This window comes from Methylobacter svalbardensis (genome assembly GCF_037671525.1).
GTDB classification, from domain to species: domain Bacteria; phylum Pseudomonadota; class Gammaproteobacteria; order Methylococcales; family Methylomonadaceae; genus Methylobacter_A; species Methylobacter_A svalbardensis.
Window position 1 is genome coordinate 1 of record NZ_JAWPOH010000047.1, and the last position, 13297, is coordinate 13297.

The following is a 13297-nucleotide window of genomic DNA, read 5'->3' on the forward strand; positions in this document are numbered from 1 at the left end:
TAATTGAACGAGTGCGTTGTTTTAATGTTCATTTTAATGCAATCCATTCAACTTTAAAACCCACTCGAATCAATCCATAAGTCGGGAAATCAAAATACATTCAAAGTTGCTGTATTTCGACAGCCTAGGCTCCTGCCCCTCTGCTGACGTGCGGCATCCCTGCCGCACCCCTAACGGGCTGTTCTCGATAAAAGCTCCGGTGCTCGGCGCGACAAACGGGAGAAGTACCATCCGTGCGTAACATCAGTTATGTAAAAAATAGCTTGGTAGGAGCGTTAGCTGAAACCCATCATAATCAATCACTGATGCGATGGGTTTCGCGTTGCTCTACACATCCTGCGCGGCTACCAACTCCCCATATTTTCCATAGAAAGCCACGGTTCCACAGGTGTCGGCGGAACGCCTTTTTTACAAAAAAGCTGATAGAAATCTTATCGGGCTGAGTCAGCTAAGGTGGGCGCGTTAACTCTGTCAAACTACCCGATCAGGCAGATGATTCCCGGCAAAAAATGCGGCCAGATTGGCTAATACCTTTTCACCCATTGCGGTACGCGTCCCTAAGGTGGCGCTGCCCAAATGCGGCAGTAGCGATACATTATCCAGGCTCAGGAAGCCTTCGTGTACATTCGGCTCTCCTTCATACACATCAAGACCGGCACCGGCAATCCTTTTGCTTTTAAGTGCGGCTATCAGCGCGACGCTGTCGACGACATCGCCTCTGGCGGTGTTGATTAAGTGCGCTGACGGTTTCATCAGCTTAAGCCTGTCGGCATTGATTAAATGCCGGGTGGCATCGCCGCCGGGACAGTGTAACGAAACAAAATCGGCCGCTTGCAACAGGTCTTCTATAGACTCGCAGCGGGTCGCGTTAAGGTCGTCGGTGACATATTCGTCGGCCGGGCTGGGTTTGAAATAAATAATTTTCATGCCGAAGCCGTGATGGGCTTTTCTTGCCATGGCTTGTGCGATGCGACCAAAGCCGATCAGGCCTAAAGTTGCGCCGGTTACATCGGAGCTCAGCATGTGCGTCGGGCACCAGCCTTGCCATTGTTTGGCGCGAACCAGGCGGTCGCCTTCTGCGCCGCGACGTGCAGACATTAACAATAAGGTCATCGCAATATCGGCGGTACTGTGCGTCAATACGCCGGGAGTGTTGGTTACGACTAAACCTTGCGCCTTGGCGGCCGGAATATCGATATGGTTGTAGCCTACGCCGAAGTTGCCCAGAATTTTGCAGCGTTTGTTGTCGACGTTGATCACGTCGGCAGGGAATGAATCGCAAACGGTAGGACAAACGGCATCGTAATTTTGCAGTGCGGATTTGAATTCGTCGGCGCTTAAAGGTCGGTCATCTGCGTTTAACGTGACGTCGTAAAGAGCTGTTAATTTGGCTTCGACTGAGGCAGGCCACTTGCGGGTAACAAAGACTTTGGGTTTGTTCATGGGTTATCCTCCAATGGCAGGAGCAGTATCTACAAGGCTTTCTCTAAAACAGTTAAGCTCACGAAAAAGGCCGCATAAGCGGCCTTTTTGTTGGCTTTGATAGAGGATATTTTAATCTAATTAAGATATGCGGCTTCAATTATTTCGATCTTACCAAATCTAGTTTCGCGTTCAATTTTAAACTTCGAGCCGATATAGGGTTTGACTGTAACCTTGTCATTCGGGCTCCAGAAAAGCGCTGTGAACTTGTCAAACAAAGAAACATCCCAATTTGAATTGTCGTCAAGGACAATGTTGCCACCGTTGTTAGTGACTTTCTTTATTGTATGTTTGCCAGTATTAAAATACATTGTTTTTCCTTATGTTGGATGTTACGTCATCACGACGAGATAAAATTTACGTGTTTATTAACACGTGAAAAAATTATACCAATTTTAAAAAAGCAAAGCAACTAAAAGCAAGGCCAAAAATAAAAATAAACACAACATATAGCATTTGTTATGTCTATTAAACGCTATATGTAGCATCAAAAATTAGTTTTCGGGCGGTCTCTTACAATTATCCGTGTTCTATTATTTATCAATTAACTTGCTGTTGAACGATAGTATTCAATCGCTGCCGCAACGCCGGCACCCGGCTTGAAATCAAAGCCGTTGTCCAGCATCGCCATTTCAACGCCGGCGATAGCGCCGAGCATCGAAACGTCGTTCATGTCGCCGACGTGGCCGATACGGAAAGCTTTGCCGGCAAGTTCCGATAAACCGGCGCCTAAAGAAATATCGTACCGGCTAAAAGCGGTGCTGATCACATCTCTGGCATCTTTGTCTTCCGGGACAACAATCGCAGTCACTGTGTCCGATTCGAAACCGGGTTGAGCACAGGTTGTTAATCCCCAGGCGGCAACGGCTTTACGAACGCCTTCGGCCAAACGGTGATGACGCGCGAAAACATTCTCCAAACCTTCTTCCTGCAACAGGTCTAACGCTTTGCGTAAGCCGTACAGAATAGGCAATGCCGGAGTATAAGGCGTGTAGCCGTCTTTGTTGGTGTTCATCTGGTCTTTTAAGTCCAGGAAACAACGCGGATAGGTTGATGTTTCAACGGCTGCTAAGGCTTTCTGGCTGAAGGCCAGGAACGCACCGCCGGCGGGCATCATAAAGCCTTTTTGTGAGCCGCTGATGGCTCCGTCAACGCCCCATTCGTCCATGCGAAAGTCGAGACTGGCAATAGAGCTGACGCCATCGACGAATAAGAGCGCCGGGTGATTCGCTGCGTTCATGGCTTTACGAACGCCGCCAATATCGCTGGTGACACCGGTAGCGGTTTCATTATGCGTCGCCAAAACGGCCTTGATTTCGTGGTTGGTGTCTTCTTTTAAACGCGCTTCGATTTTATCCAGCGGAATGCCTTTGCCCCAGACTTCCTGATGAATTTCAACATCGAAACCCAAGCGTTTTGCCATTTCAGCCCATAAGTGGCTGAATTGACCGAAGCGATAGATTAAAACCTTGTCACCCGGATTTAAGGTGTTGGTCAACGCAACTTCCCAGCCTGCGGTGCCTGTAGCAGGAAAAATGAAGGCTTGCCCGGTTTCAGTTTTAAAGACTTTTTTCAGGTCTTGTAAAAGAGGCGTCAGCAGTTTAGGAAACACAGGAGACCGATGGTCTTCCATGTTGATATGCATGGCGTTCAGGATTTCATTCGGCACATTGGTAGGGCCTGGAATATATAGGTGGTTACGACCAGCCATTGAATTGCCTCTTTATAGTAGTTGAGTGATTAACGCAGCTTGGATATTGAAAAAGCCAAAGTCCAAAAACTAACAATAATGACATAGCCGCTAAAAATCGGCAAGGTTAGATTAGGGCTTGAGCCGTTAAACACGCTATAAAAATTGACTTTGATACCCCTGGAAGTAAAATGTGCGGTTAATTTATGTTCGTCTTAAGCCTTGTAGCTTGGGTTAGGCGGTAGCCTTAACCCAACATGATTAATACGAAAAATGTTGGGTTACGCTATTGCTAATCCAGCCTACGACTTGATTTACACCCATGACATTAGGAAAATACCAATGAGCCACACCTTATATGCAGCGTCAATTCAACGAGTTCAGCGCTGTGAATTAGCCGTTCCGGGTTCTAGCCCTGAAATGTTTGAAAAAGCGATGAGAAGTGGCGCTGATTTTATTTTTCTGGATCTTGAGGATGCCGTAGCGCCTGACGACAAGTTACAAGCCAGAAAGAACATTATTGAAGCGATTAATGATCTGGACTGGAAGGGACATGGCGTCACTATTTCGGTGCGTATCAACGGTCTGGACACGCAGTACATGGTCCGTGATGTGGTGGATCTGGTCGAGCAGTGCGGTGCAAAGCTGGACACGGTTTTGATTCCTAAAGTGGGCGTTTATGCCGATGTTTACATGGTTGAAGCGATGCTTAACCAATTGGAAATGCAGCAGGGACTGAAAAACAAAATCGGTATTGAAGCCTTGATTGAGACCGCACTGGGTATGGCAAACGTTGAAGATATTGCCCGCAATGGCGCATCGGGTCGTCTTGAAGCCTTGCATTTCGGTGTGGCTGATTATGCGGCAAGCAACCGGGCCAGAACCACCAACATCGGCGGTTTAAACCCCAATTATCCCGGCGATCAATGGAATTTTGCAATCAGCCGGATGACGGTTGCCTGTCGAGCCTATGGCTTGCGTCCTATCGACGGTCCTTTTGGCGATATTAAAGATCCCGAAGGCTATAAAACGGCCGGAAGACGTGCGGCGGCTTTAGGTTGTGAAGGCAAATGGGCGATCCATCCGTCACAAGTCGAATTGGCCAATGAAATATTTACTCCGCCTGCGGCCGAAGTTGATAAGGCCAAGCGTATACTGGTCGCCTTGAAAGAAGCGGCAGCTCAAGGTAAAGGCGCAGCAGCATTAGATGGTCGATTAATCGATGCCGCATCAGAAAAAATGGCCAATAACGTGGTCAGAGCTGCCGAAGCTATCGCAGCAAAAACACAATAGTCATGTAGGTTGAGTTACGGTTTTTTCGTAACCCAACTTATTGCGGTCAAAAATATTGGGCTGAGAAAAGCATCAGCCCAACCTACGTAACACATAAGCAGGAGATGCTGTGGATATTCATGAGTATCAGGCGAAAGAAATTTTAAGCGGTTACGGCGTTAAAATCGCTGAAGGCGGTATGGCTTACAGCCCGGAAGAAGCCGTGCAACGCGCCAGAGATATTGGCGGGCACATTTGGGCGGTCAAGGCACAGGTTCATTCCGGTGCACGCGGTAAAGCGGGCGGCATTAAAATCTGCAAAACGCACGATGAAGTTGAAGCGGCGGCAGAGGCGTTATTGGGTAAAAGGCTGGTCACTCATCAAACCGGTCCGGCAGGTAAGGTGTGCGGCCGATTGTATATCGAAGCCGGAACCGACATCGCCAAGGAATTGTATTTCTGTTTTCTGGTTGACCGCAGTTCAGAGCGTATTGTGATGGTCGGTTCCGCTCAAGGCGGCATGGAAATCGAGGAACTCGCTGAAAACAATCCCGAGGCGATTACCAAAATTTATATCGAGCCTGCGGTGGGTCTGCGAGACTTTCAGGCGCGCGAAATGGCTTTTGCACTGGGGCTGGATCCTGAATTATTGAGTCATGCGGTTAAAACCATCAAAGGCTGTTATCGCGCCCTGCGTGATCTTGATGCCAGCATGCTGGAAATCAATCCACTGGTGATTACCCGCAGTAACGAACTGGTCGCACTGGACGCCAAGATGGGCTTTGACGACAACGCCTTGTTCCGTCAGCAAAAAATTTCAGAATTGCGCGATAAAACTCAGGAAGACCCGCGCGAAATGGCTGCTGCCGATCGTGGCTTAAGTTATGTCGGCCTGGATGGCGACATCGGCTGCATGATTAACGGCGCCGGTTTGGCGATGGCAACCATGGACATGATTAAACTGGCCGGTGGCGAACCTGCCAACTTTCTCGACGTAGGCGGTGGCGCATCGGCAGAGCGTACCGAAAAAGCTTTTCGCTTAGTATTGGCCGATAAGAACGTAAAAGCCATGCTGGTGAATATTTTTGCCGGTATCAACCGTTGCGATTGGATTGCCGAAGGCGTGGTTGAAGCGGTCAAGAAAATCGACATGAAAATACCGTTGATTGTCAGGTTATCAGGCACTAACGTTGAAGAAGGCCGCAGGATTATCGCAGCAAGTGGCTTGCCGATTATTACCGCAGAAACCTTGGCCGAAGCGGCTGAAAAAGCGGTGCAAGCGCGCAATGAAGCGGTTGCGAAAGAAGCAGCTCAGGGAGCGTAAAATGGCTATTTTAATTGACGAAACAACACGCATTATTGTCCAGGGCTTTACCGGAAAAATCGGCAGCTTCCACGCCCAGGACATGATTAATTACGGTTCAAACGTGGTCGGCGGCATCACGCCCGGCAAAGGAGGTCAAACCCATTTAGGTTTGCCGGTTTTTAATACTGTAAAAGAAGCCGTACACCAAGTTGGAGCTGAAGCCAGCATTATCTTTGTTCCCCCTGCCTTTGCCGCTGATTCGATTATGGAAGCCGCCGATGCGGGCATTAAATATTGCGTGGCAATTACCGACGGTATTCCGACCCAGGACATGATGACGGTTAAAAACTTTCTGCGCCGTTTTCCGGTAGAACAGCGAATGATCCTGACCGGCCCCAACTGCGCAGGCACTATCAGTCCGGGACGAGCCATGCTGGGCATTATGCCGGGGCATATTTACATGAAAGGTAATGTCGGTATCGTCGGCCGTTCAGGTACCTTAGGTTATGAAGCCGCCGATCAACTGAAACGTTTGGGCATCGGTATTTCAACTTCTGTCGGTATCGGCGGCGACCCGATCAACGGCAGTTCGCATCGTGACATTCTCGAGAAATTCGAAGCTGATCCTGAAACCAGGGTGATCGTTATGATTGGTGAAATCGGCGGTCCACAAGAAGTTGAAGCCGGAATTTTTGCCAAACAACAGATGACTAAGCCGGTAATCGCCTATATCGCCGGGTTAACTGCACCGGAAGGTCGGCGAATGGGTCATGCAGGTGCGATTATTTCATCTGCGGGTGAAAGCGCCGCTGAAAAAGTAGCGATGTTGAAAGATTTAGGGGTAACTATTTGTCCGACACCGGCAGCCATGGGCGAAACAGTGGCGGCTGTTTTGGCTCGGATGTAAGGGAAAGATACCAGGTTTTTAGCCTTTTGCCCGCTTTTATTTTTTAATACCCAAAGGGTGTAAATGAAGATACTTATTCTTGGTGCCGGTGTTACCGGTTCATCGGTTGCAGGAGCCTTGGCAAGCGAAGAGAACGATATTGTGGTCGTTGATTTCAGGACGGAGTTACTCGATGCGTTAAAAGAACGTTTCGATATTGCCACGGTTGCCGGTAATGCGGCGCATCCGCGAGTGCTCGAACAGGCCGGCGCCCGGACTGCCGATATTATTATCGCGGTTACCGATAGCGATGAGACCAATATGCTGGCGTGTGTAATCATTAATACGCTGTATAGTCGGCCGAAAACGATTGCGCGGGTGCGTGCCGTTGATTATCTGAAAAATCCGCGGTTATTTGGTCCAGAAGGTATTCCGGTGGATATTGTGATCAGTCCGGAACAAATCGTCATGGAGGCTATCCGCAATTTAATCGAGTTTCCCGGTGTGCAGCATATTTCCGATTTTGCCGATGGCCTGGTGCGACTATTTTCGGTCAAGGTGGTGCCAGACGGCATTTTAACGGGCAAAGAAATTAAAACACTGAAAGAGCGCCTGGTTGGCGGGAAAATTCGAGTGGTGGCTATTTTTCGGCAAGGTATTCCGTTGCCCGTGAGTGGTGAAGCCATTATTGAAACGGGCGATGAAGTTTTTTTTGTAGCGCCACGGGAAGAGGTGCGTCGAGTATTGAAGGCATTGAATAAGCTGGAAGATCCGTTAAAACGCATTATTATCGCTGGCGGCGGCCATGTTGGTAAGCGTTTGGCACTGGCACTGGAAGACGACCATCAGGTAAAAATTATTGAAAAAGAACCTATACGAGCCCAAAAAATCGCCAATGATCTTGATCATACGGTAGTGCTTCTTGGCGATTGCGCCGATGAAGCGCTGTTGCTTGATGAGTCTATCGACAGTACGGATTTATTTTGTGCGATTACTGAAAATGACGGCGTTAATATCGTTTCTGCCTCTTTGGCAAAAAGCTTGGGGGCGCGTAAAGCCATCTGTTTGCTCAATCATGTCTCATACAGCAAGTTATTGCTTGGAACAGGGATTGATGTAGCTGTGCTGCCCAATCAGGAAACGCTGGGCAGTATTCTAAAGCACGTACGTCGCGGTGATGTGGCGCAAGTAAGCTCCCTTTGCGGCGGCACAGCCGAGGCAATCGAGGCTATTGCCCATCAAAGTGTCGATCTGAATTCAGTTGTTGGGCGTAGGGTGGATGAGGTCAGTTTTCCCGAAGGCATAGTGATGGGGGCGTTGATACGTAACAAGCAGGTTATTTGCATACACCGTGATACGGTGTTTGAAGAGGGCGATCATGTGGTGATGTTTGTGATGGATAAAAAACTGGTTGTCAATATCGAGAAAAAATTCCAGCCTCTTTAATTAAGGGCAGGCTAAAGGCGTAAAAGCCTTAGCCTTTCGCCTTTCGCCTTTCGCCTTGAACCTTAATTCCATGAATGCCATTTTTACTATCATCAATATTTTCGGTTTGGTCACCATGGGATTCAGCGGCTTGATGGCCACTTGTTTGTTGACCTCCTTCATCGCTGATGACGGCGCCACTACGGCTTTTTTTCAGGGTACTTTGATTACCTTGTTGTCGGGTGCGTTGATGTTCATTCCGACGATCAACATACCTAAAAAAGTGTCAAGACAGACGGGTTTTTTGATGGTAGCGATTACCTGGTCAATAATACCGGTGTTTTGCACCTTGCCGCTGATGCTTTACCTGACGGAACTCAGCTTTATCGACGCTTATTTCGAGACGGTTTCCGGTCTGACCACAACGGGGGCGACAACGCTTAGCGGTCTTGACCAGTTGCCGATGTCGATTAACCTGTGGCGGCATGAGCTGAACTGGATTGCCGGGATGGGCATCATTATTTTTGCGGTCGCCATCTTGCCTATTCTGGGTATTGGCGGCATGCAGCTGTATATAGCGGAATCCCCGGGAACGGTCAAGGAATCGGACTTGCCGCCGCGTATCGCGCAAACCGCAAAAGCGTTGTGGCTGGTCTATGCGGGCATCACTCTGGCCTGCATTATCGCGTTGCGCTTGGCAGGTATGAACTGGTTTGATGCGATTTGCCACGCTTTTTCTGCGATGAGTTTGGGCGGATTTTCCACTCATGACAGCAGTATCGGATATTTCGACTCGCTGTCCATCGAGATGGTGCTGACTATCTTCCAGTTGCTGGCGGGGATCAATTTCGCCAGCCATTATGTAGCGCTTCGAAAACGATCATTCAATCCTTACGCCGATGACAGAGAGGCGAGAGTTTTTCTTGTTTTAGTATTGGGGAGTTGCCTGGTAGCAGCCTTGGTATTGTGGAACGCAGACACCTATCCGGATTTTTTGACGGCTTTACGCCATGCAACGTTTAATCTGGTTACGATCGCTACCGATTGCGGCTTTGCCTCTCAGGACTTTAATCAATGGCCCATTTTTGTGCCGATGTGGATGCTGTTTTTATGTTGTATTTCGGCTTCTTCCGGCTCCACCGGCGGAGGCATCAGGATGATTCGCACCATCATCCTGATGAAACAGGCGCGCCTGGAGCTATTCAAGTTTATTCATCCTTTTGCGGTTAAACCGATGAAAATCGGCGACACCGTGGTCAGCAATAAAATCGTTACCTCGGTGACCGGATTTATTTTCCTGTATTTCATTAGCATCGTCATTCTGGTGTTCATGTTGCTGTTAAGCGGCATGGATTTTATCAGCGCATTTTCGGCCATTGTTGCCTGTTTTAACAATGCCGGCCCGGGTCTCAATCAGGTAGGACCTGCCAGCAATTACGCCAGCCTGAGCGATTTTCAAACGGGTGTTTGCACCTTTGCAATGCTATTGGGGCGGGTGCAGATATTTTCGATTGTTATTTTATTTGTGCCTGAGTTTTGGAGGAAATAAGCTGCGTCCGAGTGAGTACGGCAAGTCAGTGCGAGAAAGCTAAAAGCTGTATATAACGAGCCTTAACAAAAGATGGTTGTGGGGTGTGCGGACGATACGGCTATTGAGAGGAAGATGTAAGTTCGAATTTTGTATTTCACAAACAAATTTAAGGCTTGTAAAAACAAAAAACCCAGCCGAAGGCTGGGTTTTTTGGTACTGCTAAAAGTTCTATTTACAGTTGAATAGAACTAGAAACTTTTTGCTTGGATTCATCAGGATTGTCCAAGCAGCCAGTTAAGCCAACAATCATTAATGCCATAGCCAGAACAGATAAAATTTTATTCATAAGAATATCCTCCAAAGGGGTTTCAATTATTTTTATTAAGTTGCGCCAATAAATTAAAGCACGTGCATTTTATATCATGACTGGAATGATGATGCAATCATAAAGATCGAAAAATATCTGCGCAATTAAAGCTGATTGATGTTGTCAGGTAAATCAACAGAGATTTTCTGGTTGATCCATTTAGCCGTTCCGATAGTGTGCCACGGAGAGGTAAAATTTTTGTGCAATTGATCATGAACCCAGTACGAGGGCGCGCTGATCTTCTTAAGTTTTATGTTGAACACGACGTTATCAAGATTCAACCCAATTTTTTGTCCCCAGAAAGCGGTGACTTTCATGATGAATTTATGCAAACGCTTGTTGTCAATATTTGGCGTAACGGCAATATTGGCCCACATGGAATGAACTCTGCCCCAGTTGGGGGCAAGAAGGCGTCCTTGTTCATTGACAAACGGCAGCCAGTGTTCAACACCGTTTTGGTCGGTGTAGGTGATCGCCAAGATATGATCATAGCCTGCAAAATGGTCGTGCAGATAAAGCGCGTGCGGGGTGATGTCTAAAAATGTCTGTGAGACCATTAGAACAGCGTTACTGGCTTGTGACAGGGGGTTTTGAGGTCTGTCAGCGTTAAACCTGTAAATAAGCCCGTAATGAATGGAGCTGTTTAATTGCAAAACGAGTAGCGCAAGCAATATCTTTGTAAGTCGTCTGGAAAATGCCTTCGGTTTCTGTGCGGCAACACCTTCAAAAAATTGATGATAAAAAGTGGTGTCCGGTAGTGCTTGTGGAGTAAGGCATATGGATGTGCACGGGATGCGAGCGCGCGTATCGGCAATAGACCGGTATTTTTTTAAGGCCAATTGATGAATTCCCGGAAGGCTCAAAATAATGCCGATAGGAAATAAATAACGCATTTTTATAAAGATCTGGCTATAGGTGTCAACGCCTGAATAAATGCGGTTGTCGCGATCCAGCGCGTATAAGTCGGTTAACAGCGTTTCGTTGTTGATGGAAGCCAGCGCTGGATAGTGTGAGGCATGTTCCTGAGCGCTTTTAAAGTCTATGCAGCTGAATATGTCGAAATGATTAAGAGTCAGAACGGTACGATTACACAAAGGGCACAGCTGGTCATAAAATACGGTAAGAGATGGCTGCTTTGCGGTAACCAGTCGGCCAATACAGCGCCACCACTTAAAAGGGATGAGTAATATATAAAAGCTGAGCATCCCCAAACCGAAAGGATAAATATTAAAAGACAGGGTAATGCCAAGATGCAGTACAAGGCCGATTAATAAATAGACGATGCGTAACTGGCGCTGGTTAAAAAAGAATATAAAGGTAAATTGGAAGATTAAAATAGTATAGCCGAGAATATTTTGCAGCAATTTGTTGTTCAGCAAATACGACATGTCGATGGCCGAAACATAATAAGGCTGAGTTGCTGGTAGCCAAGCGCCCAAGCCATTACGCCAGTGTTCGGCAAATAGCTTGTGTATGGCGGAGTCAAAATAGAGGAAGCCGAGACAGATAGCAACGGGCAAGGTGTAGGCAAGGGGTGAGACCGTTGGCTTTGGGTAAGTGCTGTAATGGGTAAAAGGCGTGCTGAGCTTATGTCGAAGATTGTCGATTGAAAATGCTCGATCTCCGGGCATAAAAAGCAGAAAAAAACCGGTTCCGATCATGAATAAATCAAAGCCGCCATCAAAGTCCCGCTGCATCGGGGTAAAGTTTACAAAAACAATCCAAATAATGTAGTTGCAGATCATTGCAAATTGGTAGCGATAACCGGCCACAATAAAAGAGGCAATAACGCCCCAGAAACACAAGAAAAAAGGAATCATTGGGAATTCGACATCTATATAGGGGACAGGGTCGAAAATTAAATGATTAAAGTACAGCAGGAAAAAAATTTCCTGTAGCGTGATCAGACCGTAAAAAATCCGGAATAAGCCAATGCCGGTAGCGGGAACTTGCTTGGAGTGAAGTGCTAAAATTTTAGCGGAGATAAGTTTATACATTTCATGATTCGGAAAATCGGGAGGATGTATAAATTATATAAGAAGTGTGGGGTTTATGTGTGAAAATGTGCGGACAAAACAAAGGCCGCACTCAATCCATAAGAAATTGAAGTGAGCGGCCTAAGTTAAGAATAAACCGGTTTAAGACTTATTTTTCATCGTCTGGGTGTTCGGCGAATACCCACTTTACGAGGAAGTAGCCAGCAGCTATAACTACAACCGCGCCGATCATACCGGCTGGTTCTTTTAACATTTCGGTGATATCTAAGATCGCTCCCATGGGATGTCCTACCTATAATTTTGTGTTTTTAGAAATATTGCTAATTGCATAGCAAACGGAAGGGTCATAATACTTTAGGAAAAGTTAAAGTCAAGACTTATTGTTCGGTGCTTTTATCGGCAAGATGTAAATTTTGTTCCCGGTTGAATTTATTGTTCGATAGCCGGTGTGGTATAGTTTAAAATCTGTTTTTTGAGTGCTGATAGGTTTTAAGATAAGGAATTATGATGAATAGATGCGTTAAAATATTATCGTTGGTCGCAATTTTCTTTACGTTGTCGGCAAATGCTGACGTTCAACTAAAAGATAATTCTGAGATTTTAGGGAAATGGGATCTTCATGATGAAGCAGTAACGTTAACTGGCCAAAAAAAGGCCATAACTCAGGAGTGGGACTTTAGAGCAGATGGAATCCTCATGTCAACGGCATCGGATGTTTCTGGGCGAATCAGTGCATTGAAGATTCCCATTAAATATTCGGTCGAAAATGGGGAAATTAAAAAGCAGGTAGCTCCTGGACGAGAAAAATACGAATCCTGTAAAGTGATTGAAAAAGAGGGTTCAAACATGATTTTAAAGTGTGCATATTTCTTCTTTCTAACAAAAAAATAATTTAAAAAAGGATATAGCTATGATAAGTGGCATTATAATGATTTTAGTGGTTCTCTGGATTTACCAGTCGGCTATGAGAGCAAAGACAGGTAATGTAATGATGTGGGTTGCGGGGGCAGCGATTGGCTTTTTTGTCATGGTATTTTTATTCCAATACATTAATATTAATATATTAGAATCATTCAGAGCTGGTGAGGGTGGTGCAGCTTATGAGGCTCTTCAAGGCGCGGACAGAAAAAATCAAGGCGATTTTACGGGTTTCACGGGTTTACTGAAGTCGGTTTATCAGGAGTTATCCCCCTCTATCTTCAGCTTCGTTATCATCGCTTTTTTACGACTTAAATTTATTACCAAAGAGGCCTTTACATTGGGTAATTTATTTGGCGACATTAAAGAAATGTTTCAGGGCATTAAACAAAGTTTTAAAACATCGGCTGACAAGTAAGGCAT

General features: G+C 46.4%; 12 protein-coding genes. 7 read left to right on the top strand and 5 right to left on the bottom strand.

Features of this window, described 5'->3' with window-relative positions:
- Positions 1-471 precede the first annotated feature (471 nt).
- The 3 genes from RW114_RS15250 to RW114_RS15260 all read right to left on the bottom strand — a co-directional run bounded on the left by RW114_RS15250 (position 472) and on the right by RW114_RS15260 (position 3193).
- The gene (locus tag RW114_RS15250) at positions 472-1443 is read right to left on the bottom strand and encodes a 2-hydroxyacid dehydrogenase (protein WP_340123620.1); all 972 of its coding nucleotides are present in this window, start codon (positions 1441-1443) and stop codon (positions 472-474) included.
- Between the two features lie 116 nt (positions 1444-1559).
- Positions 1560-1793, bottom strand: coding sequence for a hypothetical protein (locus RW114_RS15255; protein WP_340123621.1), 234 nt, complete (start codon positions 1791-1793; stop codon positions 1560-1562).
- Positions 1794-2026: 233 nt separating this feature from the next.
- On the bottom strand, positions 2027-3193 hold the full coding sequence (locus RW114_RS15260) for an aminotransferase class V-fold PLP-dependent enzyme (protein WP_340123622.1): 1167 nt from the start codon (positions 3191-3193) through the stop codon (positions 2027-2029).
- A 321-nt stretch (positions 3194-3514) separates the two neighbouring features.
- Here RW114_RS15260 and RW114_RS15265 point away from each other — a divergent pair, with 321 nt between their 5' ends.
- The 5 genes from RW114_RS15265 to RW114_RS15285 all read left to right on the top strand — a co-directional run bounded on the left by RW114_RS15265 (position 3515) and on the right by RW114_RS15285 (position 9610).
- Positions 3515-4465: an HpcH/HpaI aldolase/citrate lyase family protein gene (locus RW114_RS15265; RefSeq protein WP_340123623.1), complete on the top strand. Its 951-nt coding sequence runs from the start codon at positions 3515-3517 to the stop codon at positions 4463-4465.
- 109 nt (positions 4466-4574) lie between these two features.
- The gene (locus RW114_RS15270; protein WP_340123624.1) at positions 4575-5768 is read left to right on the top strand and encodes a malate--CoA ligase subunit beta; all 1194 of its coding nucleotides are present in this window, start codon (positions 4575-4577) and stop codon (positions 5766-5768) included.
- A 1-nt stretch (position 5769) separates the two neighbouring features.
- Positions 5770-6657: a succinate--CoA ligase subunit alpha gene (gene sucD / locus RW114_RS15275; protein WP_340123625.1), complete on the top strand. Its 888-nt coding sequence runs from the start codon at positions 5770-5772 to the stop codon at positions 6655-6657.
- Between the two features lie 63 nt (positions 6658-6720).
- Positions 6721-8082 carry a Trk system potassium transporter TrkA gene (gene trkA, locus RW114_RS15280; protein WP_340123626.1) on the top strand — a complete coding sequence of 454 codons (1362 nt, stop codon included), beginning with the start codon at positions 6721-6723 and terminating at the stop codon, positions 8080-8082.
- Positions 8083-8152: 70 nt separating this feature from the next.
- The gene (locus RW114_RS15285; protein ID WP_340123627.1) at positions 8153-9610 is read left to right on the top strand and encodes a TrkH family potassium uptake protein; all 1458 of its coding nucleotides are present in this window, start codon (positions 8153-8155) and stop codon (positions 9608-9610) included.
- Positions 9611-9824: 214 nt separating this feature from the next.
- On the opposite strand, the gene RW114_RS21165 is transcribed toward RW114_RS15285, so the two are convergent.
- Entirely contained in the window at positions 9825-9938 is a 114-nt protein-coding gene (locus RW114_RS21165; RefSeq protein ID WP_479687035.1) for a lipoprotein, read from the bottom strand.
- A gap of 125 nt (positions 9939-10063) precedes the next feature.
- Positions 10064-11956, bottom strand: a complete 1893-nt coding sequence (locus RW114_RS15290) for a DCC1-like thiol-disulfide oxidoreductase family protein (RefSeq protein ID WP_340123628.1) — start codon at positions 11954-11956, stop codon at positions 10064-10066.
- Between the two features lie 504 nt (positions 11957-12460).
- On the opposite strand from RW114_RS15290, the gene RW114_RS15295 reads away from it, so the two are divergent.
- Positions 12461-12847, top strand: a complete 387-nt coding sequence (locus tag RW114_RS15295; RefSeq protein ID WP_340123629.1) for a hypothetical protein — start codon at positions 12461-12463, stop codon at positions 12845-12847.
- Positions 12848-12866: 19 nt separating this feature from the next.
- The gene (locus tag RW114_RS15300; protein WP_340123630.1) at positions 12867-13292 is read left to right on the top strand and encodes a hypothetical protein; all 426 of its coding nucleotides are present in this window, start codon (positions 12867-12869) and stop codon (positions 13290-13292) included.
- Positions 13293-13297: the final 5 nt, after the last annotated feature.